We start from the raw sequence: 22,224 nt of genomic DNA, 5'->3' as shown, positions 1-22,224 counted from the left end.
ACGTCCTCTCGGCCGTGAACGACCGAGATTCCCCTCGAGACTCGCGTCCCGAGGTTCCTGTTTCACCGACAGTTGCCTCCCCACACTTTATGTGCGGGGCGGTCTCACACCATCTCCGCAGGCTGCCACCGTCAGTCCGACGGCCAAAATGTTCTTCGCCGCGTTCACATCCCGATCATGGACGGCGCCGCATCGGCACGCCCACTCCCGCACGTTCAGCGGCATCGTCGAGGCGATCGCCCCACACACCGAGCAGGCCTTCGACGACGGATAGAACCGGTCGATCGCCACCACCCGCCGCCCGTACCAGCCGGCCTTGTACTCGAGCATCGACCGGAACTCGGACCAACTCGCATCCGAGATCGCCCGAGACAACGACCGATTCTTCACCATGTTCCGCACACTCAGATCCTCGATGGCGATCACTTGGTTTTCGCGCACCAGCCGAGTGGAGAGTTTGTGCAGATAATCGCGACGCCGATCGGCGATCCGGCCATGTATCTTCGCGACTTTTTGTCGGGCCTTAGCCCGGTTACAGGATCCTTTCTCCTTCTTGGCCAGCACCCGCTGCGCCTTCGCCAACCGCTCACGGTCCTTGCGCTCATGACGCGGGTTGGTGATCTTCTCCCCCGTCGAGAGCGTGTAGAGGCTCGTGATCCCGGCATCGAGCCCGACCACATGATCTATCGGCCCGAGCTCGGTGATCGTGTCCTCGACGAGGATCGAGATGTGGTACTGACCGCGAGCGTTGCGCGACACCGTCACCTGCGACGGCACGGCCCCCTCCGGTAACGGCCTCGACCACCGAATGTCCAGGGGTTCGGACTGCTTGGCCAACCGGATCTGCCCGCCGCGGTAGGTGAAGCAGTTCGAGTAGTAGGTCGCCGAATCCTTCGACCGGCCCTTCCTCTTGAATTGCGGGTAGCGGGTCTGTTTGCGCCAGAACCTGTCGAACGCGCCCTGCAACTGCCGCAATGACTCCTGCAACGGCCCCTTCGACGGCTCCGACAACCACTCGGTCTCGGTGTCCCGTTTCCATCCGGTGAGCATCTTCGAGGTATCCGCGTAGGTGACCCGCCGCCGCTCCTGCGACCAGGCACGCGAGCGCTCGGCCAACGCCCGGTTGTAGACATACCGGGTGCACCCGAACGTCCGAGCAAGCTGTTCCGCCTGCACCGCAGTCGGATAGAAACGGTACTTGAACGCCCGCTTCACCACCCTCCCCGCCATGACCCAGACACTAGCCACACAGTCCGACATAACCAGATCGGCTCTCCGGACCTGAAGGACCGGGTTTGCGCCGAAAGACTCACGGATCACACCGGCGACATATAAGCGACACGAGAGCAATACGAGCCTGACAGTTCGGCAACACTGGCACCGCACGCCACTTCCGTCACAGCGTCGCCGGTCGCCGTCCGACTACCCTGGCGTGCGTGCCGAGACAATCCCCCCAGCAGCCGACGCGATGCGGCCGATGAGCGAATTCCACGGACACGGCCACGGACACGGCCACAGCGGCGGACCGGCTCCGATGGGGCCCGTGGCCGCCAAGGTGGTCGTCGGGCTCCTCGTCGCCATCGGCGTCGCGGTGCTCATCGGCGTTATCGCGTTGTGGCCCGGCAAGCCGGGCGTCGACGTCGAACAGCCGTTCCAGAGCGCCCAGGGCGGTGCGGTCGTCACGGAGTCGGGCACGGTCACGATGCAGAACATCGGCGACTGCGGAAGTCCGTCGGCCGGGCGCGTCTTCACCGGCACCCCGCTGCCGCCGCCCGCCGGCGCGTACGAGTGCCAGCGCAGCATCGTCGACATCGAGTCCGGTCCCAATACCGGCACCCAGACGCTCCTCGAGATCATTCCCGGCCCCGGGCAGCCCGACCTCCGGGTGGGCGAGAGCATCCGGTTGTCCCGCCAGACGGACGTGAACGGCACGACGGAGTACTCGTTCGAGGACTACGCCCGCGGCCTGCCCGTCACCCTCATCGCACTCGCGTTCGCCGCCGTCGTGATCGCGGTCGCGCGCTGGCGCGGATTCCGGGCGCTCGTCGGCATCGTCGTCTCGTTCGGCGTGCTCGTTCTGTTCACCCTCCCGGCCCTCCTGGACGGAAAGCCAGCGATCCCGGTGGCTCTCGTCTCGGGCGCGGTGATCCTGTATGCCGTGCTGTACCTCGCGCACGGTGTCTCCCTGCGAACGAGTTCGGCGTTGCTGGGCACTCTCGCGTCGATGCTGGTGGCCGCGATCCTGTCCTACGCCACCATCGAGATGACTCGTCTGACAGGGCTTTCCGAGGAACAGAACACCAACGTCCAGACGTACATACAGCACGTCAGCATCACCGGGCTCCTGCTGGCCGGGTTCATCATCGGCTCGCTGGGTGTGCTCAACGACGTCACCATCACGCAGGCGGCGTCGGCGTTCGAACTGGCGTCGCTGGACCCCGACGCGTCCCGGCGTCAGATCTTCGGTTCGGCGATGCGCGTCGGTCGCGATCACATCGCCAGCACCGTCTACACCCTGGTCCTCGCGTATGCCGGCGGGGCGTTGCCGCTGCTGTTGCTGTTCAGTGTGGCGGGGCGGTCGATCCAGGACGTGCTGCTCAGTGATGCCGTGGCCATCGAGATCGTGCGTTCGGCGGTCGGTGGCATCGCCCTGGCACTGTCGGTTCCGCTGACCACCGCGATCGCGGTGATGCTGGCACGTCCGATCGGCGCGGGTCCCTCCGGCGGGGCGCCCGCGATCAAGCCGTCACGCGGTGGCCGCCATTCCAAGTAGCGCGGCGACCGCTAGCTGAAGACGCCGAACTCCCGGAGGACGATGAAGATGATGGCGATGACCATCAGCGCGTAGACGGTCAGCATCGTCACTTTGGCCGCATGCTCGCTGGTGGGCGGGAACATCTTCAGGATCGGCTTGGAGTAGGCGACGAGCCGGCGCGTGTCTGCCGGCGAGGCCGCCGAGGGCCTGGGAACGTTGGGAGTGCTGTGGAACTCCGCTGGATTTGCAGTCACTGCACACATCCTCTCTACGCCGGAACCATTCCCATCGTAGGCCCGGAGAACGGCGGCGACTACGTTCCGGGGAACCTGGGGAGTTCGGGCAGTTGGAGCGGCGGCAACTGAATCTGCGGCAGACCGGGGAACAGCGGCGCGGGCGGTGGGGCCGGCGGTGCGGGCGCCGGTTCGGGAATCCGGATCTGCGACGCCGTCTGGACCGGCGCTTCGACGGCCTCGGACGTCGGAGGCGGCGGGGGCGTCCTCGGGGACGGTGTGGCCACCTCGGTGACGACCGGCGATTCGGTGGTGAGTTGTGTGGTCACCGGCTGAGACGAGCCCTCGGTGCGGGCCAGCAGGTTCTTGCCGTACCCGAGCCCGAGACCGATCACCGCGACCACGGCGAGTGCGCTGCCCGCCAGCGCGGCCCCCCGTATCTGGGGTTTGGCCACCTGCTGACTCGGCGGCGGCGCGGCGGCGCTCAGCCAGGACGGAGTACTCGACGGCGCACCGGTGCGTGCGACGGTCGCGCTCGGAGCCTGGTAGGTGGCGACGACTGTGTCCGGTGCGGACTGCGGTGTGTAGGGCGGCGGGATGACCCTGACGACCTCGGCGGGTGGCTGCACCACCTGCTGGGCGAGCAGCGCAGCACCCTGTGCCGCAACGAGTTCCGGGTGATCGGGAACGACGACCGGCAACCCGAGCCACGACTGCAGCACCGACCGCACGAGGGGAATGCGGGCACCGCCGCCGATGAGCACCACGGCGTCGGGGGTTCGTCCCGACCTCGTGATGACGTCGCGGGCGAGACGTGCCGAGGATTCGACGGTGACACCGATCAGCGCGTCGAAGACGCCGCGGGACAGCAACAGCAGCCCGCCGTCACCGGGCACCGCGACGGCACCGCCGGTGGACAGCCGCTCTTTCGCCTCACGACAGCGGAGGTCGAGCGCGAGCCCGGCTGCCGCGTCGCCGGGCTCCTCGATCCGCTTGTTCTCCAACTGGTTGTCGCGGATCAGCCGGTCGAAGACGTCTCCGCTCACCGTGTCGGTGCGGACCGTCTCCACCACCTTCCCCGTCGCCCGGTCGACGACACTCACGGTGAGCCCGGAGCTGCCCAGGTCGTAGAACAGGAGCGTCGCATGGTCGCCGAGGGCGCCCGAGACGTCGAGGAACTTCAGTGCCGCAGACGCTTCGGTGACGAGCTGGTAGTTGGCGAGTTGCTGCCGGGCCATCGCCGCCTGGACGGCGCCTGCCTGGGCTTCGTCGCGGTAGGCGACCCCGGTGGCTCGGACCTGCCCGGCGTCGGGTGCCCCGGCGAGGACGACGCCGATCGATTCGGCGGCGAGTTCCTCCGGTAGGTCCCGCCCCGCGGCGACGACCTGGGCCCGGAAGTCTGGGAGGAGCCGGCTCCCGGCGTCGTCACGGTTCACGGAGTCGGGTCGTGCCAAGCGCACCGCGCTCGCACCGACCGACACACCTAGAACCGAACTCATGGGCCGCCTGACTCGACTGTGCACGGGTTCGATCCGGAATCCCCCCACTCCATGGCCCGCAGTCTAGCGAAGCGGTCCGACGGGGCAACCGAGCAACCGTTCGGCGCGGGGCAACTCAGAAATTGCTCGCGATGATCACTCCCGCGATGCCCGTGCCCAGCGGCACGAACGTGCACGGCGGCACGATCGCGTGTGCAGGATCGAGCGTATTGAGGACCAATTGCTGCGAGAACGGGTCGTAGGGCAGGTTGAAATGTCCGGTCTGATCGAGCGGGCACAGGTCCTGGACGAGGATGTTGGTGGCACCGGGGTCGTGCAGCGCGACGTTGGTGTACGGCTGGATCACCTCGTCGTACCGCGTGCCGATCGTGGTGTATTCGACGCCGGGGACGGTGTCACCGCCCGCATTGAGCGCGGTGAGGAACGGCGATCCCTGCACCTGCTCGGCGAGGGCCTCCGAACCGATCCCCACTATCAACTCGTTGCCGCCGGGCAGCGTCTGCAGAGCCGTCGCGATCCCGAAGAACGTTCCACCGTAGGACGGGGACGCGAGACCGACCCAGCGGTTCACCTTCGAGGCCCCGCCGAGCCTGTTGACGTAGTACCGGGCCACCGTCGCGCCCTGCGAGTGCCCGACCAGGTCGACCTCGTCCGCACCGGTTGCGGCCAGTACGTCGTCGACGAACACCTCGAGTTCGGCCGCCCCGTCGGTCATGGTCTGCATCCCGAAGTGTTCGGTACCCGGTTTCCGTCCGTAGTTGAGGGCGTACACGCAGTACCCGGCGGCCTTCAGTTTCGGGCTCAACCCGGCCCAGTTCGAGTACGCACTGCCGTCGCTGCCGTGAACGAGAATCACGGGGTGGGGGTGCGCGGGACCGGGGCGGCACGAGAAATCGTTGGTCCCGGGCGGCGCAGAATGCGGATGGTGCTTCGCGTAGGAGATCGCCGAACCGGCGTCGGATTGCGCCGGCCCCGGCAGGGTCGGTACTTCCGCCGCCTGAGCCGGGGCGACCCCGAGCGCACAGATACAGACAACGGCAGCGAGGAATGCGAATCGGGATCCGTGACGTGCCTTCCACATCGCCAGCCCTCCGTTGCGATTGAGGCTGACGCTACCGTCCGCGATGTTCCCGGGAGCGGAGATCGTCAACCCGTTATCGCAGGCGACCGCAAGGTCACAAACCGTTATCCGAGCGCGCTATCCCTTCCCGAGACCTCGATAGACCCACCCGGCGGTGCGCCAGTCCGCGGCGTCGAGACAGTTGCGGCCGTCGACCATCACCCGGGCCCGGACCACATCGTTCAGATCCTCCGGTTTCAGGGCCACGAACTCCGCCCACTCGGTGAGCAGCAGCACCGCGTCGGCGTTGTCACATGCCTCGACCGCCGACGTCGCGTAGTTCAGCGTCGGGAACAGTCTGCGTGAGTTGTCCAGGGCTTTCGGGTCGTAGACGCTGACCACCGCCCCGTGCAACTGCATCATCCCCGCCACGTTGAGTGCCGGCGAGTCGCGGACGTCGTCGGATTCGGGTTTGAAGGCCGCGCCGAGCACGGCGATGTTGGCGCCGAGCAGCGAACCTCCGCACACCTGCGCCGCCAACTCCACCATCCGGGTGCGGCGCCGCATGTTGATGCTGTCGACCTCCCGGAGGAAGTGCAGGGCCTGGTTCGCGCCCAGCTCGCCCGCCCGCGCCATGAACGCGCGGATGTCCTTGGGCAGGCAGCCGCCGCCGAAGCCGAGACCGGCGTTGAGGAATCGCCGGCCGATCCGCGCGTCGTATCCCAGGGCGTCGGCAAGCTGGGTGACGTCGGCGCCGGTGGCCTCGCACACCTCGGAGATGGCGTTGATGAACGAGATCTTGGTGGCGAGGAACGCGTTGGCCGAGACCTTCACCAGTTCCGCGGTGGCGAGGTCGGTGACCAGGAACGGAATGTCCTCGCCGAGCAGTCGGGCATACAGTTCACGCAACTCGGTCTCCGCGCGTCCGGGGCGCTGCCGGTCCACACCCAGCACCATCCGGTCGGGGTGCAGCGTGTCCTCGACGGCGAAGCCCTCCCGCAGGAACTCCGGATTCCACGCCACCTCCACGGCGTCACCCGCCGGCGCAAGCGCCCGGGCCCGCGCCCCCAACTCCGCCGCCGTCCCGACGGGAACGGTCGACTTTCCGACGATGACGGCGGGACGATCGAGCAGCGGCGCGAGGGTGTCGATCACCGAGTGCACGTGTCGCAGGTCCGCGGCGTATTCCCCCTTCTTCTGCGGGGTGCCGACACCGAGAAAGTGGAGGTCCGCGAACTCGGCGGCCTCGCTGTACGACGTGGTGAAGTGCAGTCGACCGGCGTCGATGTTCCGGCGCAGCACCTCCCCCAGTCCGGGCTCGTAGAACGGGACCTCCCCGGACGAGAGCTTCGCCACTTTTCCGGGATCGATGTCGACGCCCAGGACGTCATGGCCCAGTTCCGCCATGCAGGCGGCGTGGGTGGCTCCCAGGTATCCGGTTCCAAACACGGTGCAGCGCATGCACCCTTGATAACCAGCGCAGGTGAGCGCGATATTTACCCGACTGATGTTCGAAGCCAACAGTGCGTGTACGAACGGTGCGAGGCGAGACCCTATGCTTCGCCCATGCATGTTCTCTTCGTCTGCACCGGAAACGTCTGTCGCTCCCCAACGGCTGAGCGCCTCGCAGTGGCATACGCCGAGGAGCTCGGGATCACCGATCTGACTGCCGAAAGCGCAGGTACCCGCGCCGCGGTCGGACGCCCGATGGAACCGACGGCCGCGCAAGTCCTCGAAGGGCTCGGCGGTGATCCGAGCGATTTCACCGCGCGGATGCTCACCGCCGATCTGGCGGCGGACGCCGATCTGGTGTTGACGATGACTGAGCGTCAGCGCGAGAAGGTGCTGGCGCTGGCCCCGGAGCAGCTGAAGAAGACGTTCACGCTCCGGGAGGCGGCTCGGCTCGCGGAGGCGGCGGATGCCAAGTCGGTGGCCGACCTGGCTGCGGCACGTCCCAAACACAAGGCCGACGAGACCCCGGAGGACGTTCCGGACCCGATGGGGCAGGACGAGGACACCTTCCTGACCATCGGGTCCGAGATCGCCGATCTACTGGGTGTGGTCGCGCGGAGCGTCCGTCTCTGACCAGGCTTCCTGGTCGTCGCGGTAGCGGCGGGTGCGTCGCGGTGCGGAAGGCACCGGTGCGCCCGCCTGCTGCTCGTTGCCGTAGTGGTCGGGACCGCCGTACCACTGCTGACCCTGGTCGCCCTGGTAGGCCGGGGCGCCCTGGTAGGCGGGCACTTCCTGCTGATCTCCCCCGTTCGGACCGTACGAGTACGGCGGGTATTCGTCGCGAACGTACGGGGCCGGCTGCGGAGGTGCCGGCTGCTGAGGTGCCTGGTGCTGAGGGGGCTGCTGCTGCACGGGAGGCTGCGTGGGTGCGGCCTGCTGCATCTGCGGCAGAGACTTGTCGGTCTCGTAGTAGTACTTGTACTCGTAGACGCCCCGTCCGCGGCTCGGCGTCATCGTGATGATCGTTCCGAGGATGGTTGCCCCCACACTGTGCAGGTTGCCCACCGCCCGCGACAGCTGATCCCGCTTGGTTTCGGCGTGCCGCGCGATGACCAGCGCGCCATCCGACATCGCGGTCAGCACGGTCGCGTCGGTGACCGGCAGCAGCGGCGACGCGTCGACGATCACGTAGTCGAACCGGCCGCGCAGATCGGCCAGCACCTGGCGGGCCGTCTCCGTTCCGAGGAGCTCACTCGGGTTCGGCGGGATCGGTCCGGATGCCAGGACTGTGAGACCCGAGTACTGCGTCGGCTGGAGCACGGCGTCGAGGTCGGCCTTGCCGGCGAGGACGCTGCTGAGACCGACGGAACCGACGACACCGAGGTACTTCGACACCCGCGGTTTACGGAGGTCGCCCTCGACCAGGCACACGTTCTGGCCGCCCTCCGCCAGCACGAGCGCGATGTTGATGGCGGTGGTGGTCTTACCCTCGGTGGGCAGCGAACTGGTGACGACGATGACGCGAGGCGGGTTGTCCACCTCGAGGAACTGCAGGTTGGTCCGCAGCTCGCGGTAGGACTCCGCGCTCGACGAGTTGCCTTCGGCGAAATTGATGGCCTGCTGCGTCTGCCGGTCCTTGTCGAACGGGATGGTACCGATCAGAGCGGAACTGGCCAGCTCCTCGACGGTGCGCCGGTCCTTGACCGTGTTGTCGAGGCGATCACGCAGGACGGCGAAGGCGATACCGAGCAGAAGCCCGACAGCCGCACCCAGCGCGAGGTTGCGGAGTGTCTTGGGTGAGACGGGAATCGACGGGGTCTGCGCCTGCTGTTCGACGACGACCCGGGCGGCGGGGGCGCCGCCCTTCTCCGGGGTCTCGAGCTCCCTGGCCATGACGACGAACTCGTCGGACAGGGCGTTGGCGATGTCGCGGGCGCGTTCCGGCGACGGATCCTGCACCTTGACGTCGATCAGCACGGTGTCGGGTGCGGAGCTGGCCTTCACCTGTGAGGCGAGCGCCGAGGCCGTGCCGCCGAGATCGAGCTTGTCGATGGTCCGCTGCGCGAGAGTCTCGCCGGTGAGCAGTTTGGTGTAGGACGTCACTCGCTGCTGCGAGAACAGGTTTCCCTGGTACACCTCGTTCACCGACGATCCCGCGGACGTCGAGACGAACAACCGTGTCGAGGCTTCGTAGATGGGAGTCGTCAGCAACGACGCCCCGAGCGCACCGAGGATCGCCACGACGGTGGTGATCGCGATGATTTTCCAACGTGACTGCAGAATTCGCAGGTAGTCCTGAATTTCCATTATCGAGTCTCTTCCAATTGCGTCACGCTCAGCGGCGCGATCGAGCTGTCATTCACATCGTCTTGACCCGACTGAATCGCTACATCGTAGTGATGAGGTCCACTGTCGGCGTCACGTGCATCACGGTCCGCCGTGGTCCCCCGATCTCCGAAGCAGTCGGCCGATCTCGGCGAGCGGTCCTGGGTCTGCCATCTCGGAGTGGGTGGTCTCGATGTGGTGCGCGGTGACGACGCCGTCGGTGTACTCGCGCCAGGCGTCCACGACGTCCGGGTGCCGGTTCAGGTCCCGGGCCGCCACGAACAGGTCGATGTCGCCGTCGAACACGCGGGGGCTGTGGGTCGACGCGATCATCTCGAGTCGCTCGATCACGGCGCGGATCTCGCGCAGTCGCTCGACGCTCACGTACCCGCCGAACTGCGCGATCAGCTCGTCCTCACTCAGGGTTTCCGGTTCGGGTGGCTGATGCTGCGGCAGAAGCGTGTCGAGGAGCGCCGGTGATGCCACGTCGTGGCCGGCTTCGCGGAGCTGGACGGCCATTTCGTGGGCGATGGTGCCGCCGAGCGACCAGCCCAGCAGATGGTAGGGGCCCTCCGGTTGGACGACGCGGATCGCGTCGACGTACCGCGCGGCCAGCTCCGGCAGCGTCTCGGGGAGATTCGGTACTCCGGTCGCCTGCAGTCCGAACAGCGGACGGTCGCCGACGTGATCCGCGAGACCGCTGAAGCACCAGGCCAATCCGCCGAGCGGGTGCACACAGAACAGGGGTGCTCCCGCACCGGCGGAACGGAGTTCCACGAGGGTGTCGAAGAAGCTCTCGAGCCGTGCTCCGTCTTCTATCCGCGCGGCCAGTCGCTGCACCGTGGGGTCGGTGAAGATCCACTCGATGGGAACGTCGCGTTCGAGCCGGCGACGCAGTTCGGTCGCCACCGAGGCGGCGCCCATCGACGTGCCCCCCAGGGTGAAGAATGCTTCGTCGGCGGGGACGTCGGCGACGCCCAGCACCTCCGCGAATACCGCCGCAATACTCTCTTCGAGTTCGCCTGCGGGCAACACTGATTCGGCCGGCACGGTCGTCGGCGCCGGAAGTGCGGCGCGGTCGAGTTTGCCGGACGGCAGCAGCGGCATCGCATCCACGACCGTCACCGAGGACGGCACCAGGTGCCGGGGTAGCCGGCCGCGCGCGAAGTCGACGACCGACCGGGGCGTCAGATCCGCGGCGCCCCCGACGTAGGACGCCAGAACGGTGTCCGTCGAGTTCGGCACCGCAATCGTTGCAGCGAATTCAACTCCGGGGTGCCCACGCAGCACGGCGTCGACCTCGGCAGGCTCGACCCGGATTCCGCGAATCTTCACCTGGGAGTCGCTGCGACCCAGGTATTCCAGCTCACCGTTCGGGTCACGCCGCACGATGTCGCCGGTGCGGTACAGCCGCTCCCCTGGTTTCCCGTAGGGATGTGCGACGAATTGTCCTGCTGTGAGGTCACTTCGACCCACATATCCACGCGCGATGCCGCTACCGGCCAGATGCAGTTCGCCCGTCACCCCGTCGGGCACGGGATGCAGGCGCGAATCGAGGACGAACACGGCGTTGCCGTCCAGGGGGCTTCCGATCGTGATCGGACGTCCGGGTTCGAGGGGGCCCGCAACGGACGCGTCGATGGTGAACTCGGTGGGACCGTAGGCGTTGAACAGTCGGTGCCGCCGCGCCCAGCGATCGGCAAGTTCGGCCGGCAGTGCTTCTCCCCCGACGACGACGGTGGACGGCGGAAAGCGCTTCGGGTCGAGTGAGGCCAGCACGGTCGGCGTGGCGGTGAAGTGAGTGATCTTCTGCGACACCAGGAGATCAGCCAATTCGGCGCCCGCATAGGTGAATGCGGGTGCCACCACGAGCGCACCACCTGACGACGCCGCCCACAGTATCTCGAACACCGAGACATCGAAAGTCGGGGAGGTCAGCTGCAGCACCCGCACAGCCTCGCCGTCCTGCGGGGCAGAATCGTACGCAGGGGTGGCGAGCAGGGTCGTGAGTCCGCGGTGTGGAACGACGACGCCCTTGGGCCGGCCCGTCGACCCCGACGTGTAGATCACGTACGCGGGGTTGTCCACCTCGGGCGTCATCGGATCCGCGTCACCCGAGGGCTCCTCGTCGAGCCGCAGCCAGTCGACGGATCGAGGCAGATCTCCGGTGCCGTCGACCGTCAACCCGAGCGTGGCGCCCGAGTCTTTCAGCATCCAGTCGAGCCGCTCCGCAGGATGAGTCGAATCCAGCGACATCCACGCCGCACCGGCCTTGGTCACCGACCACACCGCCACCATCCAGTGCCAGCCGCGGGTGGTCGCCACCGCGACGACGTCCTCCGGCCCGACATTGCGTGCCGCCAGCGCGCGAGCCCACCGTTCCGACACCTCGTCGAGTTCGCGGTACGTCCACTGCTTGTCGCCGTCCGCCAGTGCGACGGCGGACGGGGTTGCGCGAACTCGGGTTTCGAGGATGTCGCCGAGCGTCCGTGGCATGGCCACGGGCCGGGGCCCCTGCTCGAGTTGGGCGCGTTCGGCGTCGTCGAGGATCTCGAGGTCCCCGACAGCTGCCGCCGGGTCGGTCAGGGCGGCCTCGAGGACCGCACCGAACCGTCGCAGGAGCGTCAGCGCCGTCTGCCGCTCGAACAGGTCGGTGGCGTAGTCGAGTCGCACGGTCATGGCCTCGGCTGCGTCGGTCACATCCCACACGAGGTCGAACTCCGTCGCCTGCACGTCGGGATGGTGCTCGTCCGTGCCGAGGAACAGCTGCGGGAAGTCGAGGGCGCGCTGATACGTCAGCATCACCTGGAACAGCGGGTTGTACGCCGCGGACCGTTGCGGGGCGAGGTGCGCCACGACGTCGTCGAACGGGACGTCGGCGTGCGCGAGTGCGTCAAGGTCGACGGTGCGGACGTCCGCGAGAAACTCCTCGAACGATTGCGCCGGCATGACCGCGGTGCGCAGTGCCACGGTGCCGACGAACATGCCCACGACGGCGTCGAGCCCCGGGTCCGGACGGCCGCCGACCGCGGTGCCCACCACCACGTCGGACTGTCCGCTCAGACGCGCCAGAAGGACCGCGAGGGCTGCGTGGAGCACCATGAATAGGGTCGTTCCGCGGCTGCGTGCCAATGTGACGACCCGATCCCGCAGGTCGTCCTCGAACGTCCACTCCACACTCGCCCCGATGTGACTGGGGAGTGCCGGCCGGGGACGATCGGTCGGCAGCGCGAGCGGCGCCCCCACCCCGGAGAGCACGTGCGACCAGTGCTCGAGCTGGGCGCGAGTCAGGCTGTCGGGATCGGAGGCCGCCCCGAGCAGTTGGCGCATCCAGATGGCGTAGTCGGCGTAGTCCACGGCCAGTGGCATCCAGTGCGGGGCCGTACCGTCGGCGCGGCACCGGTAGGCGGTATCGAGGTCGGCGAGCAGCGGTCGCATCGAACCGCCGTCCAGCGCGATGTGGTGAATTACGACAGCGAGGGCGTAGTCGCCGCTGTCGGTGCGCCACAGTTTCACCCGCACAGGGGTTTCGGTGGTGAGGTCGAACGGCCGAGCACTCCACGTGTCCACGGAGGAGTCCGCTTCCGCGGTGAAATCCTCGGACACGGACTCGACAGGCATCACCTGCTGGTACGGACCTTCGGCGTCGGCGGGGAAGACGGTGCGCAACACCGAATGCCGTTGCAGCACGTCCCGCATCGCCAGTCGGAGGGCTTCGACGTCGACGTCGCTCCCGACCCGGGTGACGAAAACCATGTTGTGCAGGGCGGTATCGGGGTTCACCCGACTGAGCAGCCACATGCGTTGCTGCGCCGGAGCCAGCGGCACCCGCGCCCCGCTCGCGCGTGGTACGAGCACCGGCCGAGGCGCTCCCGACGAGGGGGCGCCCAGCCACCGAGCGAGCGACGAAGGGCTCGGGTTCTCGAACAACACGCGCACCGGGACGTCGACGCCGAACGTCGCAGACAAACGAGCCGTCACCGCGGTCGCCGACAGCGAATCGCCGCCCGCTTCGAAGAAGTTGTGACCCGCACCGATCCGAGTGGAGCCGAGAACGTCGGCGAACACGCCGGCCACCATCTCCTCGACGGCGGTGCGAGGCGGTGTGACGATCACGTCGTCGTCCCAGGCCTCCAACGCCGCGACGTCGAGCTTGCCGTTGGCAGTGAGAGGCAACGTGTCCATCGTGACGATCCGGGGCGGCACCAGGTACGAGGGCAGACGCCCGGTCAGCTGCTGTCGCAGCGTCCGGGCGTCGATGCCCGTTCCGGCGACGAAGGCGACGAGGTCGTGTCGCTGCACCGACACGGCGGCCTGCTCGACGCCGTGCAGTTCCAGCAACGCCGCCTCTACCTGTGCCGGTTCGATGCGCATGCCGCGCAGCTTGACCTGGCGGTCGACCCGGCCGATGAAGGCGAGGGTGCCGTCGGCCCGACGGTGCACGACGTCGCCGGTGCGGTACATGCGGGTGCCGTCCGAAGCCGCGACGAACCGCTCCGCCGTTCGGTCGGGCGCACCGAGGTAGCCCTGGGCGATTCCGGATCCGGCGAGGTAGAGCTCGCCGACACCGCCGACGGGGACGGCCCGCAACCGGGTGTCGAGCACGAACGCGGTGGTTCCGGGGATGGGCGCGCCGATCGTCACCGCACCGCGCGCAGACGCCAGGTCGATCTCGGTCAGCGTCGCGGCCACCGTCGACTCGGTCGGACCGTAGGCGTTGACCAGAAGTCGCCCGGCACTCCACGTCGCGGCCAATTCGGAACTCAGAGCCTCGCCTCCGACACCCACGACGCGCACCGACTCGAGCCCGCGCGGGTCGAGTGTGGCGAGGACGGACGGCGTGGAAAGGTAGTGCGTGACACGCTGATCGACGAGGAGCCGATGCAACACGGCACCCGCGAAGACATCGGCGGGCGCCACCACCAGGCAGGCCCCCGACCCGAAGGCGAGCAGCATTTCCAGCAGCGCGGCGTCGAACGCCGGGTTGTACCCGTGGAGTACACGGTCGTCGGGGCTCACCCGGTACCGCCGCACCACCTCGCCGGTGAGCGGCCCCATCCCGCGGTGCGTGACGGCGACGGCCTTGGGTGTGCCCGTGGAGCCCGAGGTGTGGATCACGTACGCCACGTCCCGTGCGCACTTCTGGTAGCCCTGGCCACCGAAACCGCTCACGGGGCTGAACGCCGCACCGGTCTTGGCGACGGCCCAGAGTTCGACCACGAAGTCCGACGACCGCGGCAGGTCGATCGGAACGACAACGCCCGGTGCGACGCCCAGTGCTGCGAGCTCGCGCGCCCGTGCATCGGAACGCTCGTCCAGCTCGCGGTAGGTCAACGTGACGTCACCGTCGGTGAGTGCAGCATTGTCGGGGTACGCGGCGGCGGTGGCCGTCAGGATCGCGGCCAGGGTGCGCTCACCCGCGGGTTGCGCACCGACGAGGGGCTCGGCTCCGGGCATCGCGAGGTCGCCGACCGCCACACCGGGATCGGCGCGGATCGCCCCGAGTACCCGCCCGAGGTTGGTCACCACGGCCTGCACGGTCGCGCGGTCGAAGAGGTCGGCCGAGTACACCGCGGCACCGCGAAGCCCTGCGGGGGCACCGCCGTCGGATATCTCGGTGAGCGTCAGGTGAAGGTCGAACTTAGCTGTTCCGGTGTCGAACTCCTCGGCCGTCACCGTCACGCCCGCAGCTTCGATAGTCGGGATCTGCAGGTTCTGCAGAGCCAGCGCCACCTGCGGGGTCCGGCCGCCGAGCAGTCCGGCAACCACCTCGAACGGCACATCGGCGTGCTCGAATGCGTCGACGTCGAAGTCCCGGACCTGGGCGAGGAGCCCGGTGAACGGCATGTCGGGTTGGACCTGAGCCCGCAGTGCGAGAGTGTTCACGAACATGCCCACCAGGGAATCGAGCACTCGTTCCCCGCGCCCGGCAACGGCCGTGGCGACGACGACGTCGGGCTGGGCACCGTGCCGCGACAGCACCACGGACAGCGCCGCGTGCAGAACCATGAACGGTGTCGCATGGTGCTGTGCGGCCAGGTGGTACACGGCCTCCTGCACGTCCGCCGACACCTCGAACTCGACGACACCAGCCCGGTTCGACGTGCTCGTCGGTCGATCCGGCGGAAGTGGCGCCGTGCTGTCGACACCGTCCAGCGCTCGACGCCAATGCTCGACCCTGCGCTGCCCGTAGTCGCCGTCCAGCAACTCCCGCTCCCAGACGGCGTAGTCGGCGTACTGCAGCGGCAGCGGATCATTTTGCGGGGCAATCCCGGAGGAGTGCGCGGCGTAGGCGCTCAGCACGTCGAAGACGAGCGGGGTCAGCGACCATCCGTCGGCGGCGATGTGATGGATGTTCACGGCCAGCACGTGACTCTGCGGGTGCAGGCGCAACAGTGCGACGCGGATGGGCCGGTCCCGGGTCAGGTCGAATCCGCGGGATGCGAATTGCTGCATGAATTCGGCGGGATCGTCCACGTCGACCGGATTCAGGTCGAGCGCGACGGGGTCGAGGATCTCCTGGTAGGGATGGCCGTCCACGGGGTACCGCGTCCGCAGCGTCTCGTGCCGCCGGATCACGTCCTCGAATGCCGCGGTCAGCGCGTCGACGTCGAGCGCGCCGTCCATCCGCACGGTGGCGGGCAGATTGTATGTCGGCGACTCGGGATCGGTGCGGTTCAGCACCCACATGCGGTACTGGCTGCGGGACAACGGAATGCGGTCCGGTCGGGGGCGTGCGACGAGGGCCGGACGCAGGTCGGTCTCGGGGACCGCGTCGTCGAGGGCTTCGGCCAGTTCGGCAACGGTGGGGTGCGTGAACAGAGTTCGCAGCGGCACCACGTGACCCACGGAGTCGGTGAGCCGCGCCGTGAGCTGCGTGGCCAGGAGGGAGTTGCCGCCCGCGTCGAAGAAGTGCGTCCCGCGGCCGACGTTCTCGATGCCGAGGACGTCCGCAAACACTCGTGCCACCACGCGTTCGGTGTCGGTGTTCGGCGGTTCGTTCTCGGCGACCGCCAGTTCCGGCATCGGCAGCGACCGCAGGTCGAGTTTGCCGTTCACGGTGGGCGGCGCGGCGTCGAGCACCACCACAGCGGTCGGCACCAGGTAGGCCGGCAAGGATTCGGCGAGACGACGTCGCAGATCGTGGGTGTCGATGTGGCCGTTCGGCAGGACGTAGGACACCAGCATCTCGGTGCCGGCGTCGGTGGTGCGCACGACGGTGCCGGCGAACACGACGTCGACGAGCCTAGCTATGACGGTGTCGATCTCCGCCGGCTCGATGCGCACCCCTCGCATCTTGATCTGGGAGTCGTTGCGGCCCAAGTACTCGAGCTCGTATCCCTCGGCGGCCTTCCGCCAGCGCACCAGGTCACCGGTGCGGTACAAGCATGCGCCGTCTTCGGCCGCGACGAACCGCTCGGCCGTCAGCCCCGGCTGGTCTGCGTATCCGCGGGCCAGCCCGCTGCCCGCCAGATACAGCTCCCCGGACACGCCGGGCGCCACCGGACGCAGCCGGTCGTCGAGTACCACCGCGGAGACACCGTGCACGGGGGCGCCGATCGTGACCGGCTCCCCCACCACCAGCGGTCCGGTGCTGAGCGCGTACATGGTGGTCTCTGCAGGGCCGTACGCGTTGTACAGGCGACGGCCGTCCGCCCAGCGGTTCACCAGCTCGCTGCCGAGCCGCTCACCGCCCACCATCAGCATCTGCAGATCCGGAAGTTTCCGTTCGCCGAGGGTGGCGAGGATCGTCGGCGTCATGCACGCGTGCGTGATGCGGTCGCGTTCCATCAGGTCGGCGAGGGGCGGACCGGCGTATTCGGCGTCCGACGCGATCACCAGCGTTGCTCCCGTCGCCCCGGCCACCAGGACCTCGAGCAGCGTCATGTCGAATCCTGCCGCGCCGCGGTGCAGCATCCGGGAGCCGGGCCCGGCCGCGTACCGCTCGCGCAGGTCGGCGTCGAGTGCGGCCAGACCGCCGTGCGTCACCACGACGCCCTTCGGTGTGCCCGTCGTTCCCGAGGTGAACACGACGTACGCTGCCTCGGACGTGAGCGGCAAGGCGTGGTCCGACACACGTTGCCACTCACGTGGGGTGAACGGGGTGCGCACGGGGTCGAAAAGCACTGGTGCCGAGCCGGTCTTCGCGATGGCCCAGAGTCGCACCACCGAGTCCACCGACCTCGGCTCGGCCCACGGAACCAGACTTCCGGGTCCTGCACCATTCTCGGTGAGTTCACGTGCGACGGCGTCCGAACGAGCGTCCAGCTCGCGGTAGGTGAGTTCGACGCCCCCACCGGATACCGCGACGGCATACGGAGCGAGGGTGACGCCCCGGGTCAGGATGGACCGCAGCGTCGACGGCTCCGGAGCACCGGGACCGACAGCGGGCACCAGTGCGGCGCGCTCCGCGGCATCGAACAGGTCGATGTCGCCCACCGGAAGCTGAGGGTCTGCGCTGACGGCCTCGAGAAACCGCACCAGCCGCGACGCGAATTGTTCGATCGACGAGTGCTCGTACAGGTCTGCGTCGTAGCCGAAGTCGAGGTGCATACGACCGCCGGGCCCGGATTCGGTGACCGTCAGTTGCAGATCGAAATTCGCCCTGTCCGCCACGTCACCGACGGGTGTCACCGTCAGCCCGGGCAGCGTGACCTGACCGATTCGGCTCCGCTGCATCGACAGCGCCACCTGGAACAGCGGGTGATGGGATGTCGACCGGGCCGGGTTCAGCAGCTCGACCAGAGTCTCGAACGGCATGTCGGCGTGCGTGTAGGCGGCGATGTCCCGTTCGTGGACGTGGGCGAGCAGCTCCGCGAAGGTCGCCGTCGGGTCCACCGCGGTGCGCAGTACGAGGGTGCCGGCGAACATCCCGACCATGTCGTCGAGTTGCGGATCGGTGCGGCCGGCGACGGCGGTGCCGATCGGCACGTCGCGGCTGCCGCTGTAGCGCGAGAGGACGGCGGCCAGCGCGGCGTGCAGCACCATGAACGTGGTGGCCCGGCCGTTGCGGGCCAGTGTGTTCAGCGCGTCGTGCAGCTGTTCATCGAGTTCGATGCCGACCGTGCCGGCGTGACCGGACGCCGCGGCGGGGCGCGGGTGGTCGGTGGGCAGCGTGACCTGCTCGGGCAGGTCTGCGAGGGTGTCGAGCCAGTACTGCTGCAGGGTGTCGGCGGACGCGTCGTCGAGGACGGTCCGTTGCCACACGCTGTAGTCGCTGTACTGCACCGGCAGTGGAAGCCACTCGGGGCTGCCGCCGTCGAGCCGCGTCTGGTACGCCGTCATCGTGTCGCGGATCAGCGGGGTCAGCGACCACGCGTCGGCGGCGATGTGATGCACCACGAGCGCGAGCACGTGCGATTCGGGTCCGACGCGGTACAGCCGCGACCGGATGGGCGCGTCGACGGACACGTCGAATCCGCTGTCGACGAACGCCCGCAGGTGTGCGTCGACTGCGTCCTCCGGCAGCGCGATCGGGGTCAGGTCCAGCGGGACGTCGCCCGCGTCGAGCACGACCTGGTGCACGCCGTCGGCATCGGAGGGGTACACGGTGCGCAGGGTGTGGTGCCGTTCGATCAGGTCGTGGGCTGCGGACGCCAGGGCGTGCACATCGAGATCCCCGTCGAGACGCACGACGAGCGGAAGGTTGTATCCCGATGCCCCGGTGTCGAATTGGTTGACGAACCACATCCGCTGCTGCGCCGGCGACAGCGGAATGCGACCGTCGCTCGACGCGGGCCGGAGCGGGGGACGTCGACGCTCCCCGCCGGAACGCTCCTCGATCCGGGAGGCCAACTCGGCCACGGTGGGCGCTTCGAACACATCCTTCACCGTCACGTCGATGTCGAAGACGGCACTGACCCGCGCGGACACTCGGGTAGCGAGCAGCGAGTTGCCGCCCAGGTCGAAGAAGTTGTGTCGCGTCCCCACCTCGGCGCCGCCGAGCACTTCGGCGAACACGTCGGCCACCACGTCCTCGATGGGAGTGTGGGTGCCCTGCCCGTCATCGAGCAGTACGCCCGGATCCGGGAGTGCGCCGCGATCGACCTTTCCGTTGACGGTCAACGGAATTGCCGGAACATGCACCAGCGCGCCGGGCACCATGTGGTCGGGCAGGACCGTCCGCAGGTGCTGGGTCAGGCTGGGCTGATCGGCGTCGGCCACCACGTATGCGACGAGCTGCTTTCCGACAGCCGTGTCGCGGAGGACCACCACCGCTCGTTCGACGTCCGGATGCCGGAGTAGCGCGGCCTCGATCTCGCCGGGTTCGATCCGGTATCCGCGCAACTCGACCTGAGCGTCGGCGCGTCCCACATAGTCCAGGCGGCCGCCGCCGCGATACCGGACCAGATCGCCGGATCGGTACATCACGGTGCCGTCGACAAACGGGTTCGCGACGAACCGTTCCGCGGTCAGCCTGGGACGGTGCAGATATCCGGAGGAGACCTGGGCCCCCGCCACATACAGCTCCCCCACGCCGCCCGGCGGCACCGGTCGCAGCGCGGAATCGAGCACGTACGTCAGCACACCCGGTAGCGCGCGGCCGATGGTCGCTGATGCATCGGGCGTCGAGGGGTCGAGTTCGGAGCGGGTGACATGGACGGTCGTTTCGGTGATGCCGTACATGTTGATGGCACGCACTGCGGGATGCCGTTCGAGCCACGGCCACACGGGTGTCGGGTCGAGTGCTTCGCCGCCGAAGATCAGCAATCGCACGGCCAGATCCGCGTCGTCGTCGACCTCGGCCAGCTGACCGAAGGCGGACGGCGTCTGGTTGAGGACGGTGACGCCCTCGCGGACCAGCAAGTCCTGGAACTCACGGGGTGAACGGGCCAGGAAGTGGTCGACGAGCACCAGCCGGCCACCGGTGGTGAGGGCGCCCCACATCTCCCACACGGAGAAGTCGAAGGCCGGTGAGTGGAACATCGTCCACACGTCCTCCGGACCGAACCCGAACTCGTTCCGCGTATTCGCCAGCAACGACAGCACATTGGCGTGCGTCACCAGCACACCCTTCGGCCGGCCGGTCGATCCGGACGTGTAGATCACATATGCACTTCGTGCCCGTGAGTACTTATTAACCGCCCGTGGGTAAGAAGTACTCACGGGGGGCGAAGCCGCATCGGCGATCACCGCCACCGGCCTCGCGTCGTCCAGCAGGTACTGGATGCGCTCCGCCGGGTACTGCGGGTCGACGGGCAGGTAGACGGCGCCGGCGCGCACCACTCCAATGATTGCCGCAATCAGATCCGGCGACTGCGGCAGCGCGACAGCCACGATGTCGCCGGCGACGACGCCCGCCGCGCTCAACGACGTCGCGACCGCCGCTGAGCGTTCGTCCAGTTCGGCGTACGTCAGCGTCTCGTCTCCGAACGTGACTGCCACCGCGTCCGGGCGGTCGGCTGCCTGGCTCAGGAACAACTCGTGCAGTGACGCGGCGTCCGGCTCCACCCCGGGGTTGCCGGCCGTCGCTTCGGCCCACTCGTCCCAAGTGAGCACGTCGACTGCGCCCACCGGGGCATCGCCTTCGACCGCGGCGAAGGCGCTCAGAAAGTCGACGAACCGCGACAACAGCCGCTCGAGTTCCTCTTCTTCGTAGCGGCCGGGGTTCGCTTCGAAGTCGACGCGCACGGTGCGACCGTCCACCGACGGGTACAGGTTGAGCGACAAGTCGTCGGCAACCCCCGTCGTCAGTACGTTGAACTCACCCACGAGTTCGCCGAGCACGATCTCGCGATGGAAGTTCATGATGTTGACGGTCGGGCCGAACCCGTGGCGCGACGGTTGGACGCGACCTTCCCACATGTCCTCGTGGCGGTACCGCTGACGACGCAACGCCCCGGTGAGTTCGAGTTGAACCTTCCGAACCAGTTCCTCCACGCTCTCGCCCGGATCGAGATGAACCCGGAGGGGCACGATGTTCGCCATCATTCCCGTCGAACGGCGCGCGGACGCCGTGGTTCGAGCCGAAACAGGAAGGCTCAGTACTACGTCGGTGGCGGCGGTCATTCGTCCCAGATATGCGGCGAACGCGGCCACGATCACGGGAACCTCGGACGAGTTCCACGCGCGCGCCAGTGCCTCGATCCGGCTCGCGACGGCAGCATCCATGACACGGCTGGACACCCGAGGCGGCGACGTCGGTCGCGCATGCCGATCCGTCAACCGGACAGGTTCGGGCAGTTCAGCGGTCCGCTCTGCCCAGTATTCGCGATCGCGGAGGTACCGGTCGGTGGTCCGGTATTCACTCTCCGCGTCGTGCAGCGCGCGCATGCTCATGGCCTTGGACTGCGGCGCCTCGGTGCCGCCGACGAGATGGGTGTAGAGCTCCGCTACACGGTTCATCAGCACCATGGCGCCGTATGCGTCCATCACCAGGTGGTGGGTGCGGGAGAACCAGTAGTAGTGGTCGTGGCCGAGGTGCAGCAGGGTGGCGGAGATCAACCGATCGGTCATCAGGTCGAGTGGCCGACTGTATTCGTCCGTCATCCAGCGGTGCGCCTCGGCGACCGGATCCGCGTGATCCCGCAGATCCCGATAGACGAGTGCATCCTCGATGCTCTGATCGACCACCTGATGGGGCTCACCGGCCACATCGACGAGGCGGACCACAGCGGACTCCAACTCGCGACAACCGCGATCGGTAGCCGACACGAGAAGGTCGTAGTCGAGCCGTCCGCGTACCTCGACGAATTGGGCGATATTGAAGGGCACGGCGGGATCGAGTTGCTGAGCGAACCACAGCGCTTGTTGCGCACGCGAAAGGGGAAAGGGTCTCACTTCCCCCACCCCGCCCTCACAGGGCCTTGACACACATTTGTCCCGCCACTCAGCCGTACCTCGAAGTTGTGAGGCCGTGCCTCGACGGGACTTACATCGTGGGCGCCTCGTAGTTCGTTA

General features: G+C 68.0%; 9 protein-coding genes. 2 read left to right on the top strand and 7 right to left on the bottom strand.

Annotated features, from left to right (window positions below):
* Positions 1-87: 87 nt before the first annotated feature.
* Positions 88-1,230, bottom strand: coding sequence for an RNA-guided endonuclease TnpB family protein (locus PSR88_RS27730; RefSeq protein WP_342338560.1), 1,143 nt, complete (start codon positions 1,228-1,230; stop codon positions 88-90).
* Positions 1,231-1,477: 247 nt separating this feature from the next.
* Between PSR88_RS27730 and PSR88_RS27725 the strand changes: the two genes are divergently transcribed.
* The gene (locus tag PSR88_RS27725) at positions 1,478-2,773 is read left to right on the top strand and encodes a YibE/F family protein (protein ID WP_029539533.1); all 1,296 of its coding nucleotides are present in this window, start codon (positions 1,478-1,480) and stop codon (positions 2,771-2,773) included.
* Between the two features lie 11 nt (positions 2,774-2,784).
* Here the strand turns inward: PSR88_RS27725 and PSR88_RS27720 are convergent, their stop codons facing one another.
* The 4 genes from PSR88_RS27720 to PSR88_RS27705 form a co-directional block, all read right to left on the bottom strand.
* The gene (locus PSR88_RS27720) at positions 2,785-3,018 is read right to left on the bottom strand and encodes a hypothetical protein (protein ID WP_237726957.1); all 234 of its coding nucleotides are present in this window, start codon (positions 3,016-3,018) and stop codon (positions 2,785-2,787) included.
* Between the two features lie 50 nt (positions 3,019-3,068).
* Complete coding sequence (locus tag PSR88_RS27715; RefSeq protein ID WP_016883593.1) at positions 3,069-4,487, bottom strand: Hsp70 family protein; 1,419 nt, start codon at positions 4,485-4,487, stop codon at positions 3,069-3,071.
* Between the two features lie 115 nt (positions 4,488-4,602).
* Positions 4,603-5,568, bottom strand: coding sequence for an esterase/lipase family protein (locus tag PSR88_RS27710; RefSeq protein ID WP_016883594.1), 966 nt, complete (start codon positions 5,566-5,568; stop codon positions 4,603-4,605).
* A gap of 117 nt (positions 5,569-5,685) precedes the next feature.
* Positions 5,686-7,008 (bottom strand): UDP-glucose dehydrogenase family protein, encoded by a 1,323-nt coding sequence (locus tag PSR88_RS27705; protein ID WP_016883595.1) that lies wholly within the window; start codon positions 7,006-7,008, stop codon positions 5,686-5,688.
* A 105-nt stretch (positions 7,009-7,113) separates the two neighbouring features.
* On the opposite strand from PSR88_RS27705, the gene PSR88_RS27700 reads away from it, so the two are divergent.
* Positions 7,114-7,632 carry a protein-tyrosine-phosphatase gene (locus PSR88_RS27700; RefSeq protein WP_011597644.1) on the top strand — a complete coding sequence of 173 codons (519 nt, stop codon included), beginning with the start codon at positions 7,114-7,116 and terminating at the stop codon, positions 7,630-7,632.
* On the opposite strand, the gene PSR88_RS27695 is transcribed toward PSR88_RS27700, so the two are convergent.
* Complete coding sequence (locus PSR88_RS27695; protein WP_029539535.1) at positions 7,597-9,306, bottom strand: polysaccharide biosynthesis tyrosine autokinase; 1,710 nt, start codon at positions 9,304-9,306, stop codon at positions 7,597-7,599. The two genes, PSR88_RS27700 and PSR88_RS27695, sit on opposite strands and share 36 nt — an antisense overlap.
* Before the next feature lie 120 nt (positions 9,307-9,426).
* Positions 9,427-22,104 carry a non-ribosomal peptide synthetase gene (locus PSR88_RS27690; protein ID WP_016883596.1) on the bottom strand — a complete coding sequence of 4,226 codons (12,678 nt, stop codon included), beginning with the start codon at positions 22,102-22,104 and terminating at the stop codon, positions 9,427-9,429.
* Positions 22,105-22,224 lie beyond the last annotated feature (120 nt).

Source organism: Rhodococcus sp. DK176, assembly GCF_038447315.2.
In the GTDB taxonomy this organism is placed as follows: domain Bacteria; phylum Actinomycetota; class Actinomycetes; order Mycobacteriales; family Mycobacteriaceae; genus Rhodococcus_F; species Rhodococcus_F jostii_A.
Note: the sequence above shows the minus strand (reverse complement) of the source record. Positions and strands in the feature narration are given on the sequence as shown.